This is a genomic window from Vibrio misgurnus (assembly GCF_029635775.1).
Taxonomy (GTDB): domain Bacteria; phylum Pseudomonadota; class Gammaproteobacteria; order Enterobacterales; family Vibrionaceae; genus Vibrio; species Vibrio chanodichtyis.
This window is the reverse complement of record NZ_CP113241.1, coordinates 1,338,262-1,358,848: the sequence shown is the minus strand read 5'-3', so window position 1 is coordinate 1,358,848 and position 20,587 is coordinate 1,338,262. Positions and strand designations below refer to the sequence as shown.

Annotated in this window: 14 protein-coding genes; 11 read left to right on the top strand and 3 right to left on the bottom strand. The window is 46.6% G+C overall.

The features are described 5' to 3' along the window. Window positions 1-9: 9 nt before the first annotated feature. Entirely contained in the window at window positions 10-1,659 is a 1,650-nt protein-coding gene (locus tag OOK74_RS06390) for a tetratricopeptide repeat-containing response regulator (RefSeq protein WP_278182451.1), read from the top strand. Between the two features lie 347 nt (window positions 1,660-2,006). Then, complete coding sequence (locus tag OOK74_RS06385) at window positions 2,007-2,840, top strand: alpha/beta fold hydrolase (RefSeq protein WP_274721494.1); 834 nt, start codon at window positions 2,007-2,009, stop codon at window positions 2,838-2,840. Between the two features lie 284 nt (window positions 2,841-3,124). Here the strand turns inward: OOK74_RS06385 and rplY are convergent, their stop codons facing one another. Further along, window positions 3,125-3,403, bottom strand: coding sequence for a 50S ribosomal protein L25 (rplY, locus tag OOK74_RS06380; protein WP_274721495.1), 279 nt, complete (start codon window positions 3,401-3,403; stop codon window positions 3,125-3,127). Window positions 3,404-3,587: 184 nt separating this feature from the next. After that, complete coding sequence (gene radD, locus OOK74_RS06375) at window positions 3,588-5,363, bottom strand: DNA repair helicase RadD (RefSeq protein ID WP_274721496.1); 1,776 nt, start codon at window positions 5,361-5,363, stop codon at window positions 3,588-3,590. 133 nt (window positions 5,364-5,496) lie between these two features. On the opposite strand from radD, the gene rsuA reads away from it, so the two are divergent. From rsuA to OOK74_RS06360, 3 genes are all read left to right on the top strand, one after another. After that, window positions 5,497-6,192 (top strand): 16S rRNA pseudouridine(516) synthase RsuA, encoded by a 696-nt coding sequence (gene rsuA / locus OOK74_RS06370; protein ID WP_278183257.1) that lies wholly within the window; start codon window positions 5,497-5,499, stop codon window positions 6,190-6,192. 281 nt (window positions 6,193-6,473) lie between these two features. Then, window positions 6,474-7,679: a Bcr/CflA family multidrug efflux MFS transporter gene (locus tag OOK74_RS06365; RefSeq protein WP_278182450.1), complete on the top strand. Its 1,206-nt coding sequence runs from the start codon at window positions 6,474-6,476 to the stop codon at window positions 7,677-7,679. Further along, window positions 7,679-8,338: a DUF2913 family protein gene (locus OOK74_RS06360; RefSeq protein WP_278182449.1), complete on the top strand. Its 660-nt coding sequence runs from the start codon at window positions 7,679-7,681 to the stop codon at window positions 8,336-8,338. Before OOK74_RS06365 ends, OOK74_RS06360 begins: the two co-directional genes overlap by 1 nt. A gap of 31 nt (window positions 8,339-8,369) precedes the next feature. Here the strand turns inward: OOK74_RS06360 and OOK74_RS06355 are convergent, their stop codons facing one another. Beyond that, on the bottom strand, window positions 8,370-9,809 hold the full coding sequence (locus OOK74_RS06355; RefSeq protein ID WP_274721500.1) for a DUF2867 domain-containing protein: 1,440 nt from the start codon (window positions 9,807-9,809) through the stop codon (window positions 8,370-8,372). A 127-nt stretch (window positions 9,810-9,936) separates the two neighbouring features. On the opposite strand from OOK74_RS06355, the gene OOK74_RS06350 reads away from it, so the two are divergent. From OOK74_RS06350 to OOK74_RS06325, 6 genes are all read left to right on the top strand, one after another. Further along, window positions 9,937-11,313: an MATE family efflux transporter gene (locus OOK74_RS06350; RefSeq protein ID WP_278182448.1), complete on the top strand. Its 1,377-nt coding sequence runs from the start codon at window positions 9,937-9,939 to the stop codon at window positions 11,311-11,313. A 125-nt stretch (window positions 11,314-11,438) separates the two neighbouring features. Continuing rightward, complete coding sequence (locus OOK74_RS06345; RefSeq protein ID WP_274721502.1) at window positions 11,439-12,110, top strand: ABC transporter ATP-binding protein; 672 nt, start codon at window positions 11,439-11,441, stop codon at window positions 12,108-12,110. Beyond that, window positions 12,091-14,559 (top strand): ABC transporter permease, encoded by a 2,469-nt coding sequence (locus OOK74_RS06340; RefSeq protein ID WP_278182447.1) that lies wholly within the window; start codon window positions 12,091-12,093, stop codon window positions 14,557-14,559. Before OOK74_RS06345 ends, OOK74_RS06340 begins: the two co-directional genes overlap by 20 nt. Next, the gene (locus tag OOK74_RS06335; RefSeq protein ID WP_278182446.1) at window positions 14,560-15,678 is read left to right on the top strand and encodes a lipocalin-like domain-containing protein; all 1,119 of its coding nucleotides are present in this window, start codon (window positions 14,560-14,562) and stop codon (window positions 15,676-15,678) included. It abuts the gene before it with no gap. 239 nt (window positions 15,679-15,917) lie between these two features. Then, window positions 15,918-17,069 carry a Na+/H+ antiporter NhaA gene (gene nhaA, locus OOK74_RS06330; RefSeq protein ID WP_166014895.1) on the top strand — a complete coding sequence of 384 codons (1,152 nt, stop codon included), beginning with the start codon at window positions 15,918-15,920 and terminating at the stop codon, window positions 17,067-17,069. Window positions 17,070-17,689: 620 nt separating this feature from the next. Continuing rightward, window positions 17,690-20,575 carry a pyridoxal phosphate-dependent class III aminotransferase gene (locus tag OOK74_RS06325; protein WP_274721505.1) on the top strand — a complete coding sequence of 962 codons (2,886 nt, stop codon included), beginning with the start codon at window positions 17,690-17,692 and terminating at the stop codon, window positions 20,573-20,575. Window positions 20,576-20,587: the final 12 nt, after the last annotated feature.

The window sequence follows — 20,587 nt, the reverse complement described above, 5'->3', positions numbered from 1 at the left end:
TTTAAAAATATGGCAATTCCTTCTTTTTCTGAACTCAAAGTTTTGGTTATTGACGATGCGCCCATCGTACTTACCAGTTTGCGCAGTATGTTGCTCAAGTTGGGTTTTTTAGAGCCGAATGTTGTATGTAGTAAAAGCCCACGAGCGGCAGTATTTATGGCCGGGCGTCAAAAGTTTGATATTTTTATTTGCGATTACAATTTCGGTAAGGGACTCAATGGCAAGCAAATTTTTGAAGAGCTGAAACACTATAAGCTGCTCAAACAGGAAGCCGTATTTATACTCGTGACTGGCGAGAGTTCATCTTATGTGGTGCACTCGATTTTAGAACTTAAGCCCGATGAATACATACTTAAGCCGTTTAATATTCTGACCTTGCAGGATCGACTGACTAACGCGATTTTACGTAAAACCGCACTGCAAGCGTTATATAAAGCGGAGGACGACGGAGAGGCAGAGCTGGGATTGAGTCTGTGTGATGAATTAGAGCCATTTAACAGCGATTACTATTTTGTGATTCAAAAATTTCGTGGCGATTTTTTAACCCAGTTGCGCCGTTTTGATTGCGCACGTGAAGTGTATCTTGAAACGTTAGAGCATAAAGATTTTGATTGGGCGAAAATCGGGCTGGCGAATGCGCTCAAGCAAACCGGGCGGCATGTAGAAGCGACGCAAGTGATCCAAGAGCTACTGGCCAGTGCCCCCAATAATGTGCGCGCTCGGGTGGAGGCGGCCAGTATCAGCTTAAGTAATAACTCCATTCCAGATGCGATTCATCATTTACAGATTGCCAACCAAATTGTTCCAGGCCACTCCGATCGTGAATGGGTGTTGGCTAATCTTTGTCTTTCAGTGGGCGATACGGTCTCTGCATTGGAGCGTTATCGCTTGTATACTGAGATCAATAAAGAAACCTATCGCAACACCCACCACATGCAGCTTAATTTAATTCGTATTTTATTGTATGCCGTGCGTCAGGCAGAGCCTATCCTGCGTGCTCAATGGTTGTCACAAGCAAAATTGATACTGAAAGGGCTGTATGATAAAGGCCAACAGGAACAATTGATGCCTCAGTTAGAATTGGTTGCCGCTCATCTCGCGATGGAAGAGGGGGAACTGGGGATTTCGGTGGATATTTTAAATAAGATTTATCGTGCCAAACCGTTTGAGTTATTTGAAGATCGTTACCATTTTACTTGGCTACTGAATGTGATGGGATTTGATTCTGAATTTGCCAAATGCATTGGTTGGTGTAATGAAGCATTGCTTAATCAAGAGGGTGGTATTTTACTTGAGAGCAAAATTGCATTAGGTAAAGCATTGAAACAAGCCAATCAAGACAAATTGCAATGGCTGGAGCAGCGTTATCAAGCGTTATGCAGTAAACAACAGACGATTGATTCGCTTTTGGATATCTATATTGAAATTTTAAATCGTTGCCCTACCTTACGCACGGTTTGTATGAAAGTAGTTACCATCTTATCCCGCTATTGGCCAACTAAGCTGACGAGTGTGGAAACCGATGAATTATTGCAAAATTGCCACCGTACGATTCAGCAGTTAATGACGGAAGAAGAGTTGGAGAATGCCAAGTATGGTGAACTATACAGAAAGGCCATTAATTTTCGGACAGCATATCGCGACTCTAAAATCGAATGATATAAACTATGGGATTATTTGTATAAACTTTAGAATATAACATATGGAATTATATTATATAAATATTGTTGAACTAATGGCCATGAACTGGTTCGTATAATAAATTAATCTCTTTGTTTGTAATTATTTGTAAAATATAGGAACAATGGATTACATTGCTGGTTTTATATAGTGCTGATTAATGTTGGGTTAGCTATTTATCTTTGATAGTAAATATAAAAACATGTATTTTTTCTTCACTTTTAGGTGGTTGTCTTATTTGATTGCTTTCAGTAGGATGCTAAATGACTCTTCCGTTTAATTAAACGCGATGAGTTTTTAGTCAGCATAATTAGAAGGATATAACCATGAAAAATATAGTGAAATTTATTCCATTACTAATGTTAATATTATCTTATCAGGTTAAATCAGATGAGCTTCTCATATTAGAGACTAGAGCTGGTATCACACAGCCGGTATTATTGTGGGAAACTAAAAATCAAGAGCCAGAGTTTCTGGTGGTTTTTTTTCCTTCATCAAATGGTAATATTGGATTAACTAGTCGTGACGGAGTTGTTGGCGCTGAAAGATTTTATCTTTTGCAAAACTTACGTGAAGAATTTGAACCATCTAAATTTGCAGTAGCAATTATTGATACTCCCTCGGATCGTAATGGGCTTGGAGAATCATTTCGACAATCTGAAGAGCATTTTGTTGATATGAAAATAGTGTTGTCGGAGTTAAAAAAACGTTTTCCAAGCAGTAAAGTTATATTGATGGGACATAGTCGAGGGTCTGTTTCTGCTGGACATGTATCTCGAGCTTTGGATAGTCAAGTAGATGCAACAGTTTTGCTTGCGGCCCGCTATAAAGAGTCAGCAAGACCTGTCGATGCACCTCAGGAAGCACCTGGAGGTAAGGGCCTATCTGAGATTAATTTCGATAAATTAAATAAGCCCACTTTGCTTGTTCATCATGTTAATGATGCCTGTCCATCAACACTTTATGCTGATGCCAAAGAAAAGGAAATATACGCACCGCTGATAACAATAAGTGGACCAGTCGATAAATCGCCGATGGATACAGGTGAGTTTGCATTATGTGCACCTGGTACTAACCATTGGTTTTCTGGGCAAGAAAAGCTGGTTGGCGAAAAAATCATTGCATGGTTAAGTGAAATAAATACAGTTAAGACAATGTAATTGAATTAATTTTTGCTTTAACGTGCTCTAATAATTTCAATATGGGGCAAGGTTTATCCTTGTCCTTTTTTTGCTAAAAAAGTTCAGTCTGCTATCAAATATTATTTAAACTAAGCTGAGGTAAGATATTGGCAGTATACCTATAGGTTAGAGCTAAAAACGGTGAAACCCCGATAGTTGGTAGCTATCGGGGTTTCGAATTTTTAGACTTTTCGGTTGGTAAGACCGATGATCTTATTTATGCAAAAGGTTGGATTTGATCCGATTAATTCCTAGGTAGGGAATTAGATACGGATAAAGTCCATGTGCTCAACTTTTGGCTTATAAGCGTGACGTTGAACATCTTGTGGTTTCACTTTCACTTCTTGGCCGTCGATAACCAGAACGATAGCTTGGTAAAACTCAGGCTTGTCCATTTGGTTCATCACGTCATCGTGGTTCAGTGAAATAGACACTGGAGCTGCTTCACCACCGTAAACGATCGCTGGGAAGTAACCAGTGTGACGTAGGCGGCGGCTCGCACCTTTACCTAGGTCAGTACGTAATACTGCTTCGAATTTCATAGTATTTACTCTCAAATTAGTAAAAAACAGAGTGACAAGACAATGCGACCTTGTCTATGTCGTCAAATTTCTAACCCATTTGAACGGGCTAGAAACGAGCGCGGATACTAGCATTCATCCAACCATTGAGCAACTAAAAAACCTGTTTTACGCTCTGTTCTACGCCAATGCTAATCTTGTTTGGTTAAGCGGTTAGATTTGAGCGTAATGGGCGATCAATGTCGGAAGTAAACTCATCGGCAAACACGTGATCGCGTATTGCCCAAAACCGACCGGATTTACGGGCAATCACAAATAACGGTGGACGAAAGCGGTGCTGATGATCCACCACTTTACTTGGCGTTGCCGCATCAAAAGGGCGATGCTTATCTGCCAAATGGGGACGCACAAATTGATCGCGAAATCGCTGTTTTTGGCGTGCTGTGGTTAATGGCCAAAAGTGGTGAACTTGCAGCGCATTGTCGCCGTGATAAGTGACTTGTAACTGACTCTTGCCCTGCGCGTCTTTATGCACGTGTAAGCTCATTTCAAGGCATTCAAACACCAAGGCATCTTTAAGATTCAGCGCTTCTTTGAGTTTCTTATCCGGATCGACTAGCGTGGCATCGCATTCGTGGCAGATGCGCGCGGCAATGTCATTATCCGCTCCGCACTGATTGCAGTATTTGGCACGGAAACGATAGCCGCAATGTTCGCGCTCACCGCTCTCTGGATCAGTGAAATAGCCTTGGCAGCGACGACCATAATGCTCAAGCAAAAAGCCGTTAGCATCCAGTTTGCCCCAAAAGTTATTATTAAAACCGCAAGCCGGACAGGGGATAGTGATAATCTCACTGTCTGAATCCGGCTTAGGATCGCCCACTTCAGGTTGATACAAATCATATTGATTACCGGCGTAATCGAGCACTAAACAGTCGGTTTTTCCTTCGGCGAGCCGTAAGCCTCGCCCGACTATTTGTTGATACAAGCTGACTGATTCGGTCGGGCGTAAAATTGCAATTAAATCCACGTGTGGCGCATCAAAGCCGGTGGTAAGCACCGAAACATTGACTAAAAACTTTATTTGGCACTGCTTAAAAGCTTGAATGATGCGATCGCGCTCTGGGGTTGGTGTATCGCCAATCACTAATGCGGCTTGCTGATCGGGGAGTAACCGATAAATTTCTTCAGCATGACGCACCGTGGCAGCAAAAATCATTACTCCTTGGCGATGGTGAGCAAGTTCAATGATCTGTGCGATGATTTGTGGGGTTGCGCGCTGTGATTGTTCAATCACTAGATCGAGTTCAGATTCACGATAGCGGCCGGTGTTGGCGGGTTTCAACTGCGAGAAATCGTAACTCATCACCGGAGTATCAATCAGTTTGGCGGGAGTGAGAAAGCCCTCATCGAGCAGATAATGAATCGGTAGTTCGAAAATGCAATCACGAAAAAAACGCGCTTCGGTACTGCGCACTAAACCTCGGGTATGGTATTGATAAATCCAGCCCATGCCGAGCCGATAAGGGGTGGCAGTCAGCCCTAGCACTTTCATGTTAGGATTGAGCTCAAGCAGATGCTGGATGACTTTTTGGTAGCTGCTGTTTTTATCATCCGGCACTCGATGACACTCATCAATCACCAATAAAGAGAACGGATCGGTAAATTCCGCTAAGTTACGCACCACCGATTGCACTGAAGCAAACACTACCGATTGATCAGTTTCTTTGCGGCCAAGACCGGCGGAAAAAATCGCGCCAGTTAAGCCATAGCCTTCATATTTGGCATGGTTTTGCTCAACTAACTCTTTCACATGCGCCAGCACTAAGACTCGTCCCCGAGCAAGGCGTGCTAACTCCGCAATCACTAAGCTTTTACCGGCTCCGGTCGGTAGTACGATCACTGCTGGCGTCGAATGCTGGCGAAAATAGTGCACTACGGCTTTAACCGAGTCTGTTTGATAAGGTCGTAACGTATACATCCGCAGGGGGGTACCGAGGTTAGGTTGGCAATTGGCGGGTTTTGCACCGTTTGATGTGCATCGCAAGCAATTGCGCTGGGTAATTATGCTGTCAGGTCTGTATAATAACCGACTTCCAGCCAATGAGGTAAGCATGCGTTTAGATAAATTCCTGTGTGATGCGCTCGGTACTACGCGTAAAGAAGCGACGATGCTTCTCAAAAGCGGTGAAGTAACCGTTGATGCAGTGGTGCAAAAAAGTGGTGCGTTTAAGCTTAAACCGAACTCTCGGGTTGAGTGGCAAGCGCGTGAAATCAGCGTACAGGGTCCGCGCTATATTATGATGCACAAGCCTGAGGGTGTGGTGTGCTCGCACGAGGATGGGTTTAATCAAACCGCCTTTATCTTGCTCGATGAAGTGAATATTCACGATCTACACTTCGCCGGACGTTTGGATGTTGATACCACAGGTTTGCTGCTGATCACCGATGATGGTCAATGGTCGCACCGCGTGACATCCCCCAAACACAAATGCGAAAAAACTTATCGTGTGTGGCTGGCTGATCCGATCCAAGCCGATTATGCCGAGCAATTTGCACAAGGCATTGAACTGCGCAATGAACGCGAACTGACCTTGCCCGCTCAGTTAGAGATAATCAGTGCCACCGAGGTTCTGCTTACCATCCACGAAGGTAAATACCATCAAGTGAAACGTATGTTTGCGGCATTAGGTAATAAAGTGATCGGCTTGCACCGTGAGCGGATCGGTCACATTCTTTTGGATGAGCAGCTTGAGCCGGGTGAGTATCGTTATTTAACGGAATCAGAAATCGCTTCAGTTTGGAAATAGTTTTGGTTAGGAAAAATCGCTCTAGTTTGGCAACAAAAACTGCTTTTTGAGATCGATGATTGCTCAATTAAAACGGGTGAATGGCGATGTTTTTGACCATAATTATACCCAAACGACTTGGAGTTGCAGGTAGGCGGCAAGTGAATGAGTCCCCATGAGCATAGGTAAACTATGTGATTAGGGTGAAGGAACCTAGCCAACACCGCTGCAGCTTCAAGTACGAAGGGGATAACATGTTAAAACATGATTTTTAATACCACCAGTTAGCTTGACGGAGAATTATGTCAGCCCCAACTCTCAACGCTCAACAAGCACCTCAAATGAGCTTGTTACTTTATATTGTGCTCGGTGCGCTTGGTGCTTTGACGCCACTAGCGATCGATATGTATTTACCTGCGATGCCGACCATTGCCCGTGATTTTGGCGTTAATGCTGGCGCAGTACAAATTACCCTGACCGCGTATACCGCCGGTTTTGCCATCGGGCAATTGCTGCATGGCCCACTGGCCGACAGTTTTGGTCGTCGTCCGGTGATGCTATGCGGGATTTTTCTGTTTGGGATTGGTGCCGTGGCCAGCGCCACCACTAATGGTATCGAAGCATTAACCTATATTCGTGCCGCACAAGGTTTTGCCGGTGCCGCGGCCGCGGTGGTGATCCAAGCCGTGGTACGCGATATGTTTGATCGCGAAGATTTTATCCGCGCGATGTCGTTTGTCACCTTAGTGATCACGCTGGCCCCGTTAGCCGCGCCGATGATCGGCGGTCATTTAGCGGTCTGGTTCGGTTGGCGCTCGATTTTCTGGGTGTTAGCGCTGTTTGCCGTGCTAGTGATTGCGATGGTGCTGTGGAAGATCCCAGAAACGCTGAGCGCAGAGAACCGTCAACCGCTACGTTTTCGTAATACCATGCGCAACTACTTTGACCTGTGCAAAAATCCGGTCGCGATGGGGCTGATTTTCTCCGGTGCTTTTTCGTTTGCTGGCATGTTCGCTTTCTTAACCGCTGGTGCGTTTGTTTATATTGATATTTATGGTGTTAGCCCTGATCAATTCGGATATCTGTTTGGGCTCAATATTGTCGCAATGATCGCGATGACTAGCCTCAATGGTCGCTTTGTGAAAAAAGTCGGCTCGCACAACATGCTGCGCTTTGCACTGTTGATCCAACTGCTGGCTGGGACTGGTCTGTTTATTGGCTGGTTACTGGATTGTGGCTTGTGGGGAATTGTACCGTTTGTGGTGCTGTTTGTGGGCACCATCTCGACCATTGGTAGTAATTCAATGGGGCTATTGCTGAGCCGATATCCACGCATGGCGGGCACCGCTTCATCGTTAGCCGGCACGCTGCGTTTTGGTACCGGATCGGTGATTGGGGTGGTGGTCTCAGCGCTACCCGGTACGCAAACTTGGCCGATGATCTTAGTGATGGCGGCCTGCTCGGTGTTATCGGGTGCCTTCTATTGGATATTAGGAAAAAATGCATAATGGCAAATTACTATTTAGAAATTCAACATGTGGTCAATACGGCACTGGCGGAACTCGCGGCGGAGCATAAAGCGGGCAAACTGGCCAACGCACCGGTGGCGAATAACCATTTTTTAGTGCATTGGGTAACCAAAGCGCTCAAAGCTCAGCGTTTTGACCGCTGTGTGGGCGATGATTTGACTCAGTGGCAAAAAGCGGGGCGTTCGAAAGGCAACCAGTCGCAACTGTTGCCAACCTTTCAACGGATTTCGGCATATTATGCGCATTTTTTTGCTGAACAAGACAATCAACCGATCACCGATCAGCAGATTGAAGCTTTTCTGGATGAGATGGAGCAAGCAGGTTGGGAAGTTTCGACTTCTGAGCCGTTGGTCAATGCGGGGAAAGTGCAGATTTTTACTGATGGCCAAAATTCACTGGCGCTCTGCTCTGTGCAGTGTGAAGCGTGTTTTGATGGAAAAGTGTTGGCTAAACCGATGAATTGGTTTGTACGTGGTCACCATGCGGCTTTTATCGAAAAAGCGTTTGCGGCTGGATTTATGGTACATAAGCAGACCGATTATAAATCGAATGTTAAATATCACGGCGAGTACCTGATTTTTCCGGCCAACCATGGAACCCAACTGGCAGAAATTCCACTCTCTTTTCGAGTTGAATAACGCTTTCGTGCCTCTGGTATCCTAGATCCCGTTACTGATGGTGGCGGGATTTTTTGATGATGGCGCGTACCATACCGCGAAAGATAAATAGGTGCGCTGGCATCATGGCATACCAATACAGCAAGCCTAGCCAACCTTGTGGATGCCACCACGCAGTGATGCTAAGGCGTCGTTGAGTACCGAGATCTTCAATCATAAATTCTAAACGGCCTAAACCTGGGCCTTTCATACCAAATAACAATGACAAAAATTGCTGCGGTTGGCAGCGGATCACTTTCCACGAATCAATAAAATCACCCACCACTAATTGTGCACCAGCAGGGTGATGCCGAATCGGTGGCTCACCACCAAACAGCACATCTAACCATTCACGAACTCGCCACAGACTATTGGCAAAGAAATAGCCTTGATCGCGCTGGCCAATCGTTTGGATCACTTGCCACAAGGCGTAACTGCTTAACTCGGTTTTGATACTAGCTCCCGCTCGCTTAGGGTAATAACCAAAGCCCGGTTGCCAGCGTTGAATGGCGTTAGGATCAAATCCCCAAATTTGGCTGCGTACGAAAGTCCCTTCACTATTGATGGCTTGAGTGACGGCGTCACGATAAGACAGCAAGGTTTGTGGATAGCGTGCGATAATCGCGCGGTTATCTGCGATGAAATCGTGCGTCAATCCGGCCAGTAGAGAGCGACCAATGGCGCTGGGTACTGAGGTTACTATCCCTAACCAGTGTGAAGCGATATAAGGAGTAAGCCAGCGGGTTGACCACAGGCGAAACGGTTTGCCAGTCAGTTGGCATAGTAGGCGAAATTGTTCGCGATAACTCAATATCTCCGGCCCACCCAGCTCAAAGATTTGATCGGTAGAAGGTTGCTCTTGTGCAAACTTAAGTAGATAGGTATTCAGGTTGCTCAGTGCAATCGGATTGGCTTGCGCATCGATCGATTGGGGGGTGATTAATATGGGCAGGTTATACACAAAATCACGCATGATTTCGAAGGCAGCGGAGCCGGCACCAATAATCACACCGGCTCTAAGCTCAGTGATTGGAACATGAGACTGACGCAAAATTTGTCCTGTTTCATAACGAGCTTGCAGATGGGGAGAACGATGAGATTGTGGCTGCAGTGAACTTAAGTAAATGACATGTTGTACCCGACTATGGCTAGCATCGAGAGCCTGTTTGACGTTGTGGGCCAATGACAATTCGTAATCGACAAAATCACCGCCGTGCGCCATACCGTGCACTAAGAAAAATACTAAATCGTAGTGGGGAAGAGTGGCGAGTGTTTGCTGGCGATCGGCGAGATCTAAACGCAGAAGTGTCAGGTTAGGATGAGTGGGTAAGCGGGCATTGAGATCTTCTATGCTGCGCGAAGCGGCAGTGATTTGATAGTCTGCTTCTAGCAGTCGTGGCAGCAGTTGTGCTCCCACATAACCGGATGCTCCCAGTACTAAGACTTTTTTCATCTACCCGCCTGTTTAATCGTTTGTTGTGACTATGCTCACATGAGTATAATAGCCGCAGTTTTTTTCTGCTTGCTATGTCCTTCACTAACCTAAAAAAAGGACGAGCATCACGCTTTGGAGTGATCTTGTGTCTGTTGTCTCTCACGTTTTATCCCACATGCGAGGGGATTTTTTTCGCCGTTTGATCGCGATAGCACTGCCGATCACCTTGCAAAATATCATGTTCTCCAGCCGTGGTTTAGTTGATGTTTTGATGCTCGGTCAGTTGGGTGAAGCAGAAATTGCCGCGGTCGGTGTAGCCGCTCGTGCCACTTTCGTGACCACCATTATGCTGGTTGGGGTCACCACTGGTGGGGCATTATTAACGGCGCAATATTGGGGGGCTGGCGATCGCAAAGGGGTACGTGAAAGTACCGCGCTGACCTGGTTGGTCGCCAATTTCTTCGCGTTGTTTACCGTATTACTGTTCTTATTTTTCCCGCAGCAAATTATGTCACTCACCACCGAGTCTGAGCAGGTGAATGCACTGGGCAGCCAGTATTTGATCATCACTGCTTTGACCATGTTTGCGGTGGCATGTGTTAGCAGTATGGCGGTAGGGCTACGGGCGATGCATAAACCTGGTGTGAGCACCTTTTTCAGCGGTATTGGTATTGTGGCCAACGTGGTGCTGAACTGGATGTTGATTTTTGGTCATTGCGGCTTTCCTGAGATGGGGATTGAAGGCGCGGCAATTGCTACTTTGTTGAGCTGTGCTATCGAAGTTGCGTGTTTGTACAGTTATCTGTATGGCAAACAGCATTTAATGGCGTTTGGTTGGCTGGATATAAAAGCGGTGTTGGATTGGCCGAAAATTAGCCGTTTTTTGCGCTTGTCACTGCCGACCACCTTTAACTTTTTAGCTTGGGCTGCGGGTTTATTTACCTACCATGCGATCATGGGACAAACTGGGGTGCAGGGACTCGCGGCATTATCGGTGATGACGCCGGTTGAATCGATTTCACTGAGTTTATTGATTGGGATGTCGAGTGCTGCCTCGGTCTTGGTCGGCAATCAACTGGGAGCAAAAAATTATCAAGCCGTTTATTATCAAGCCATTGGTGTGACAATCTGCAGTGTGATTGTCGGAGTTCTGGTCGCGATCACGCTTTATACAGTGCAAACCCCAGTACTGGATGCCTTTAGTGCGTTGAGTTCAGAGACGCGTGCGCTGTCAGAGAAATTTATCGTGATCATGTGTATCGGGATCGTGCTGCGCTCACTGCCGATGATGGTGATTGTCGGTGTACTGCGTGCTGGGGGGGATGTGAAATACTGTCTCGCTCAAGATATGGTGGCGCAGTGGTGTATTGGTATCCCACTGGCGGCGTTTGCCGCGTTGGTGCTGAAAGTTGATCCAGAATGGATTTATTGGCTGTTTCTTACCGAAGAGTTGGTGAAATGGGGTAGCTCATTGCACCGCATGAAAAGTAAGAGATGGATGAAAAATCTGATTGAAAACTAAAGATTAATTGTTGGATATTTGCAAATTAATGCATAAGGTGTGATCGGCTATCCAAAATACTTTCTCCACTTAGGGTTTTGGTGTAGATTCGGGTTCCAGTTCCATTATCGGCAATGAGTGGTTTGATGCTACAACTAATCGACCTATGCAAAGGCTATGTAGACGGCGATGAATTTCATCCGGTTTTGCAGGGCGCTGAGTTGAGACTGAACCTCGGGGAGCAGTTAGCACTGATGGGCGAAAGCGGCTCAGGTAAAAGTACACTGCTCAATTTGATTGCTGGTCTTGATAGTGCCGATTCTGGGGAAATTTGGTTTCCCGGATTTCCAATGCATAGCACCTCTGAGCACCAGCGTACCGCCTTTCGGCGTGGTAATATCGGGCAGATTTTCCAACAATATAATTTGCTGCCGACTTTGAATATTGCCGATAACATCCGTTTCTGTCGCCAGCTTAAAGGGTTGCCTGAAGATGCTGAACTGTGGCGACAAATTCTTTCCGCACTCGATTTAATGCCGTTGCTTGGCCGTTATCCAGAAGAAGTGTCTGGTGGTCAGCAACAACGCGCCGCGATTGCACGGGCTTTGTATATGGAGCCGAAGATCCTGCTCGCTGATGAGCCGACTGGTAGTCTTGATGAGCGCAATGCCGAAGCGGTGATGCGCTTATTAACCAGCTTAACCCGTGAATTAAATTGTGCGCTGCTGCTTGTCACGCACAGTGAGACAGTAGCGCAGCATATGGATGGCTGCATTCGCCTGCAAGGAGGGCAACTGCATGTTATGGCCCGTAGTTAAGGCACTACTGGGGCATTATCGACGCTATCCATTACAGATTTTTCTCGTCTGGCTCGGCTTGACACTCGGTGTTTCGTTATTGGTTGGGGTGACCGCGATCAATCACCATGCCAGACAAAGCTATGAGCATGGCGAAAGACTGTTTGCGAACCCTCTGCCTTATCGAATCCGCTCTAAACTGAGCGCCAATAAAATTCCACAAGGTTTTTATATTCAATTACGCCGTGATGGCTTTGAGCAGTGTGTGCCTTTTGATGATTATCGGATCAGTACCCGCGCTGGACTGGATATCATGCTCCAAGGGGTCGATCCTGTTGCATTACTCTCACTTGACAGTGGTAAGACCTTAAACCAGCAAACGGGATTGCGTCTGATGCAGCCGCCTTATCCGGTGATGGTCAGCCAAGAGCTGGCTAAATTACAGGGCTGGAAAGAGGGTGATCACATTGTTTTGGAGGATGGTTCAACTCTTGGGCCGATCACCATTGATGCCGGCAATCAAGTCTCCGGGATGCGAGTGATTGCCGATCTGTCTTTGGTGCGCAGATTGAAAAAAGGCTCAGGACTGACAGTGATCGCCTGTGCTGATATGCCGCCCGCCAAGCTGGATAGGCTGAAAAAAAATTTGCCGAATGGCTTAACCTTAACCCGTAGTACCCGTTCAGAATTAGAGTCGTTAACCCAAGCTTTTCATCTCAATTTAACCGCCATGGGAATGTTGGCTTTTTTGGTTGGCATCTTTATTTTTTATCAGGCGATGTCACTGTCGATGGTACAACGACAGCCGTTGGTGGGAATGCTCAGACAACTCGGAGTCAGTGGTTGGCAGCTCATGCAGGCAATGCTGGTTGAATTATTGCTTCTAGTTTTGCTGTGCTGGCTATGTGGTAACGTATTCGGTTTACTGTTGGCTAATCAGTTAATCCCTGCAGTGGCAAGTAGTTTGGGCTATTTGTATAACGCGAATATAGATTTAGCGATTGCTTGGAACTGGTCGTGGAGTAGCTACAGTTTATTGATGGCGCTATTTGCCGCAGTGGCTTCTTGCGCTTGGCCTTTAGTGCGTTTATTGCGCTCACAACCGATTCGTTTATCCGCCCGCCTTTCACTGGTGCGTTTTGCTGGCAAGGAATTCAAGTTACAAGCGTTGTTGGCTTGTGTGTTAGTGATGGCGGCGATAGCACTTTATCAAGTCTCGCAAACTCAGCAATCCGGTTTCACCATCATCGGTTTAATTTTGTTGAGCGTGGCACTGATTACGCCATATCTAATTTGGACGCTGTTCACCAGTTTTTCTTACACTTTACGCTGGGTTAAAATTCGTTGGTTCTTTGCCGATGCGGCAGCGAGTATGAGTTATCGCGGCGTCGCTACGATGGCCTTTATGGTGGCGTTGGCGGCCAATATCGGCGTGGAAACCATGGTCGGTAGTTTTCGAGATACCACTGATCGCTGGCTAAGCCAGCGGCTGGCGGCAGATCTCTATCTCTATCCTAGTAATAGTGTTTCAGCGCTGATGAGTGATTGGCTGGAAATACAACCTGAGGTGAACTCGGTATGGCAGCGCTGGCAAAAAGATTTCACTTCGCAACATAGCTTGGTGCAAATTGTCAGTACTGGCCCTTCAGAAGGTGAATTAGACTCATTGACGGTAAAACTTGGTGTGATGAACTACTGGTATCATTTACATCACTCTCGTGGCGTGATGGTCAGTGAATCAATGGCGCTTAAACTCGGTATTCGTCCCGGCGATTCGATCGATCTGCCTGAGCCAATGGGGGCAAATTGGACCGTACTCGGCGTTTATTACGATTACGGAAATCCCTACCATCAAGTGATGGTCTCGCATCAGAATTGGATCAACGCGTTTGCTGGCTCTGGTAATGTGGTATTAGCCGTGGTGCTGAACGAAGGGGCTGCGGGTAAAGGGGAGGCCGGTGAAAGAATTAAGCAACGTTTGAATGCTATTTTTAGGCTCAGCGCCGATCGGGTGGTCGATAACATTCATCTACATAGTCATGCAATGCGCGTGTTTGATCGTACTTTTTCGATTGCAAGTACGCTCGGCAACATTACCTTGTTGATTGCGGTGTGCGGGATCTTCTTCTCGACTTTAGCCGGTGAAACTTCTCGTTTACGGCATATCTCATTACTGCGTTGTCTTGGTGTTTCTGGCAAAGAGTTAGTGTTGATCGGTGGCATGCAGTTATTGGTGTTTGGCGCGATTTCATTTTTGATCGCATTGCCATTGGGGCTGACTCTGGCTCACTTGGTGATTGATTTGGTAATTAAACCCTCATTTGGTTGGACAATGCCATTGCAAATTGTACTCGGAGAGTATCTGCATACTATCGGCTGGGCGATGGTGGCTTTGATGCTAGCAGGAGCCTTGCCGGTCATTCGCTTGGCGCGAAAATCACCGATGAAATCATTGCGAGAGGCGCTATAAATGCTTGGTCTGCATAAACGTGGTTATCAATGGCTCGGGATTGCGCTCGCGATACTCTTGGCCGTGAGTTGCTGGGTGGGTTATGAGCAAGATGAAAATCTTAACCAAGGATACAATACTGCGTATGCTCCACGTGCTACTTCTCAAGCGGCATTTGAACCTGTACTGCCTAATTATCCGGTACGTTTACCTGCAGATTTTTTTTCGCGCCCTGAATTTGCCCAAGAGTGGTGGATGCTATATGCTTTGCTGGAAGATGAACAAGGTAAGTCACTGAGTGTACAGTGGAATTTTCTGCGTTTAGCGCAAGATGATCGCAATAGTGTCGGCTGGCAGACTCCGCAGCTTTATTTCTCTTCGATTGTGATTAATGGTCAAAAGATCGCGTTGCGCGATCAAAAAATGGCTCGTGGTGGAATTGGCCAAGCTGGAATTGGTAAGCAGCCTTTTCGGATGTGGATTGATAATTGGTCGTGGCGCTCACTCGGTATTGGGCCGTTTCCGGGACATTTGCAACTGGTAACGGATGAATTTAGCCTTAATCTACAATTATTAGCTCAAGGGGCCTATCGCTTAGCGGGTGAACAGGGGTATCAAGTCCGGCAAGATTTACTGGCGCTGGCCAGCTATCAATTTGAACAACCGAATATTGTGCTGCAAGGAGAGTTAGCCCTCAGTGGTACGCAACCGACACGGCGTGTCACTGGCCGAGCATGGTTGAGTAAAGAGTGGGGCAGTGATTTGGTTGCCAACGCGCAGATCGGTAGTGATCGCTTGGTGATCCCACTCAGTGATGAGCAGTGGTTAACCGTTAACCGTGTCCGCCATCAAGGCGTTGCGGATTATGTTTATGGTATGTTTCATTCGCGCCATGCTCCCAGCGTGGTGTTAACTGATCAAGATATTCAACTCGAAGCGCTTTCTGTATCGGTACTCAGTAATGGTAAACGTCTGCCACTGCGTTGGCGGCTGGTGATCCCTAAGTTGCAAATCAATGTGACGATTGAACCACTGGATAAAGAGGCTTGGCACTCGTTTCTGATCCCTTACTGGGAGGGGCGGATTAAAATTTTAGGCTCGCATACGCAAACCGGTTTTATACAGTTATCCGGCTACTGATTGGGATACATCACGGTGATGGGATTTCGCGCTGAAAGCGTGTGAACGATTTTTTGTGGTGAATACGGCAAGGGATTGTGTTGCGATAATATCGGTCAAATTTCACGCTAAAATCAATGTTTGTTCGGAAAAACCGAATTAATGCCTCATTACAATCGATTTTTCCATCGAGCTAAGCCTAGCTAAACTCTTGGGCTTCTGTTGTTAATCAATTATTAACATAATTTAAGGACAAACTTATGCCTGACATGATTCGAGATTTCTTCAAAATGGAATCTGCGGGTGGCATTTTACTTGTGATTGCGGCTGCTATAGCCATGATGATTGCCAATTCAGCGATGGGTGATGGATACCAAGCCTTGCTACATACCTATGTGCTGGGTATGTCAATATCGCATTGGATCAACGATGGTTTAATGGCCGTATTTTTCTTGTTGATTGGTTTAGAAGTAAAGCGTGAGTTGTTAGAAGGTGCGCTCAAATCCCGTGAAACGGCGATTTTCCCAGCGATTGCTGCGGTCGGCGGTATGCTCGCCCCCGCATTAATCTATGTGCTGTTCAACTTTAATGATCCAGAAGCAATTCAAGGTTGGGCGATCCCCGCGGCAACCGATATTGCCTTTGCGCTCGGTATTATGGCGCTACTCGGTAAACGGGTTCCGATTAGCTTAAAAGTGTTTCTGCTTGCGCTGGCGATTATTGATGATCTCGGTGTGGTGGTGATTATTGCCCTATTCTACAGCAGTGATTTATCCATCATTGCTCTGGCTGTGGGTTTGCTGATGACCGGTCTGTTGTTTATTTTCAACGCTAAGGGCGTGACCAAACTGAGTTTTTACATTATCGCGGGTTTGATTTTGTGGTTCGCAGTATTGAAATCCGGTGTGCATGCTACATTGGCTGGTGTGGTGATTGGTTTTGCTATCCCACTCAAAGGCGCTAAAGACGGTCATTCTCCGCTAAAACACCTTGAGCATGCGCTGCATCCGTATGTTGCGTTCGCGATTCTGCCGGTGTTTGCCTTTGCCAATGCGGGAATCTCACTACAAGGTGTTTCTATCGCAGGCTTGACTTCAATGTTACCGCTTGGAGTCGCGTGCGGACTATTCTTAGGTAAACCGATTGGGATCTTTAGCTTTAGCTGGGCTGCGGTCAAGCTGGGTGTGGCGAAGCTACCAGAAGGGATCAACTTTAAGCATATCTTTGCCGTATCAGTATTGTGTGGAATTGGCTTTACGATGTCGATTTTCATTTCATCGTTGGCGTTTGGTGAAGCGAATCAAGCGTATGATACTTACGCTCGCTTAGGGATCTTAATGGGTTCTACCACTGCGGCATTATTGGGCTACGCTCTATTGCGTCTCTCATTACCGCTGAAAGCTGCGCAGTAATTCTTATCGCGATTTAACAACTCTAGCCTCCGCCAAGCGGGGGCATTTTTATGGCTGATTTTTTGAATATCCTACAATTTATTGTCTTTGATGATAGCCAACCGGAACGTGGATAACTTGAGTCCAGTTAAGCAAAATAAGTCATGTGCGGGCTTATAACTTTTTGTATCAATTAGACCCTGTAACTGATGCGAATAAGTATTAAAAACGATTGCGCTTGACTTTCCTTTTATGCTAATGTTCGCGCCAATCTCAGACTGAGCTTCTGGGGGACACGCGTGATGACCATTCAGGCTGATTGTGACATCACGTAGGGTAGGTATCGACAAGTCCTTTTGTCGATAGACGGGATACTCTTGCTGCGAAGCAGCATGTGCATGGGAAACCCAACATTGAACTCACTTAACTTATGCATACTAATCAGCTTTGTACTTCCTCTTTGTCCTGTTCAACAGGATCGCAGTATTACAGAACCTTGATCACCTGATTTAGCACAACTTCGTCATATCAATCATGACCCAGACTCCGGTTTGCTTTAGCAAACACGGGTAATTTTGCTATTCGTTTTTCCACCACCTTCTCAAGAAAAGCGAAAATAAATCATCTCAAGGGGAAACAAGATGAGTACAGCCTTTGAAGTCGATAACCACATCGCAACTCTGTTTTCAACTCAAGTGCCGTTATTAGACGGTCTTTACGATCTCACTCCTGACCAAGTGCTGCTGGATCAAGCTGCGCATGAATCGGAAGTGCGTTCATACCCACGTCGCATTCCTATCGCGATTAAACAAGCTTACGGCTGTTTAGTTGAGGATACTCGTGGACAGATTTTCTTGGACTGTTTAGCCGGTGCGGGCACACTAGTGCTTGGCTATAATCATCCAGAAATCAATCAGGCGCTGAAATCACAGCTCGATTCGGGATTGCCATATCAGACTCTGGATATTGCTACACAGGCCAAAACCCATTTCATCAAAACGGTGAAAAGCTTTTTGCCATCAGCCTTAGCGGATGATTGTGTGATCCAGTTCTGTGGTCCATCCGGTGCCGATGCGGTTGAAGCGGCGATTAAACTGGCCAAGCAAACCACTGGTCGTAACACCATGTTTGCTTTCCGCGGCGCATACCACGGGATGACCAACGGCACTATGGGTATGATGGGCAACCTAAATACCAAAGCACGTCGTACTGGGTTGATGTCGGATGTGCACTTTATGCCATTCCCATACAGCTTACGCTGCCCGTTTGGTTTAGGTGACGATGAAGGCGCAAAAGCCAGCATTCGCTACATTGAGCGTCTGCTAAACGATGATGAAGCGGGGATCATGAAACCGGCCGCGATCATTGTTGAACCAGTACAAGGTGAAGGCGGGGTGATCCCTGCGCCAGCTTTCTGGTTGCGTGAACTACGTCGTATCTGTGATGATCACGGCATTTTACTGATTTTCGATGAAATTCAATGTGGTGTTGGCAAAACCGGTCACAACTTCGCGTTTGAAGAATCGGGTATTATTCCAGATGTCCTGTGTTTATCTAAAGCCATCGGTGGCGGTTTGCCAATGTCGATCTTAGTGATCAACAAAAAGCATGACACATGGCGTCCAGGCGAGCACACCGGTACTTTCCGTGGCAACCAATTAGCCATGGTTTCGGGTGCTAAAGCGTTGGAAATTATTCAACGTGATAACCTAGTTGAGCATGCACGCGTTGCGGGTCAATATCTGCGTGCCGGTCTGGAAAAAATCCAAAGCCGAGTCAACTGTATCGCCGAAGTGCGTGGTAAAGGCTTGATGCTGGGGCTGGAAATTAAAGATCCAAGTGGTGAACTGAACCAATTTGGCGAGCCAAAATCAGCGCCACAACTGACCCTTGCTATTCAACGTGCAGCGCTTGAGCGTGGTTTGATGGTTGAAAAAGGCGGGCGTGATGGCTCGGTGATCCGTTTCCTTCCGCCGGTCATTATCTCGTTTGAGCAGTTGGATTTTGCACTACGCGTATTAGAAGAAGCAATGTTGGCCGCTGGTGGTGGCAAAAAAGATCCTGAGCAGGCTAACCAAGAGTGGAAAAAACACTTCATTCATACCGGCCATATGGGTAGTCAAGAGTTCGCACAAGTGATGAACCATACCACGGCAGCGATGAAAGCCGTGTTTGAAGAGGTGAAAGCCCCTTATTCAGGTATTGACCCGAAAGCGCTGGAAGAAGCGATTTACGCGGTGGATCTGGATAATAAAAATGCTTCCTTAAAAGCCGTGATTTCTGAAACCGCGGAGCTGGTGGCGAAAAACTCGATCATGGTGCAGCATCCTGACTGTATTGCCCATCTGCACACGCCACCTCTGATGCCATCGGTGGTCGCGGAGGCGATGATTGCCTCACTTAACCAATCTATGGACTCATGGGATCAATCTTCTGCTGCGACCTTCGTTGAGCAGAAAGTGATTGATTGGATGTGTGAAAAATATCAGCAGGGTGCACAAGCGGATGGTATCTTCACCAGTGGCGGCACCCAGAGTAACCAAATGGGTCTGATGCTGGCGCGTGATTGGATTGCTGATCGCCTCAGTGGCCACTCAATTCAGAAATTGGGTCTGCCTGACTATGCGGATAAACTGCGTATTGTGTGCTCGAAGAAATCGCATTTCACCGTGCAAAAATCCGCATCTTGGATGGGGCTGGGCGAGAAAGCCATTCTGGCGGTTGATGCATTGCCAAACGGCACGATGGACGTGGCTCAGTTGGAAGCGGTTGTTACACAAGCAAAAGCGGAAGGTCTCATTCCGTTTGCAATTGTGGGAACCGCAGGTACGACCGATCACGGTGCAATTGATGATTTAGTGACGATTGCGGATGTTGCAGAAAAACACACACTATGGATGCATGTTGACAGTGCTTATGGTGGTGCGTTAATCCTTAGCAGCCATAAAGATCGTCTAACTGGGATTGAGCGTGCGCAATCGATCAGTGTCGATTTCCATAAGCTGTTTTTCCAAACCATTAGCTGTGGCGCGTTGTTACTCAAAGACAAGCATAACTTTAAGTACCTGCTGCACCATGCAGACTACTTAAACCGTGAGCATGATACGTTGCCAAACTTGGTGGATAAGTCGATTTCAACCACCAAACGTTTTGATGCACTAAAAGTGTTTATGACCATGCAAAACGTCGGCCCGCAACAACTGGGCGCGATGTATGATCATTTGTTGGCTCAAACGCTAGAGGTGGCGGAATTGGTGCGTCAGCATCCAAGCTTTGAACTGTTAGCCGAACCTTCACTGTCGACGGTATTGTTCCGCGCGGTCAGTGAGAAGGCGTCTGATCTGGATGAGCTTAATAAAGTGGTGCGTCTACAGGCATTAGTACGCGGTGTAGCCGTGCTGGGTGAAACGATTGTGGATGGCAAAACCGCTTTAAAATTCACCATCTTGAACCCATGCTTGCAGATGTCGGATTTCGAATCTCTACTGGCGAAAATTGAAACGCTAACCGCTGAACTAGCGAACTAAAGGTAATAAAGG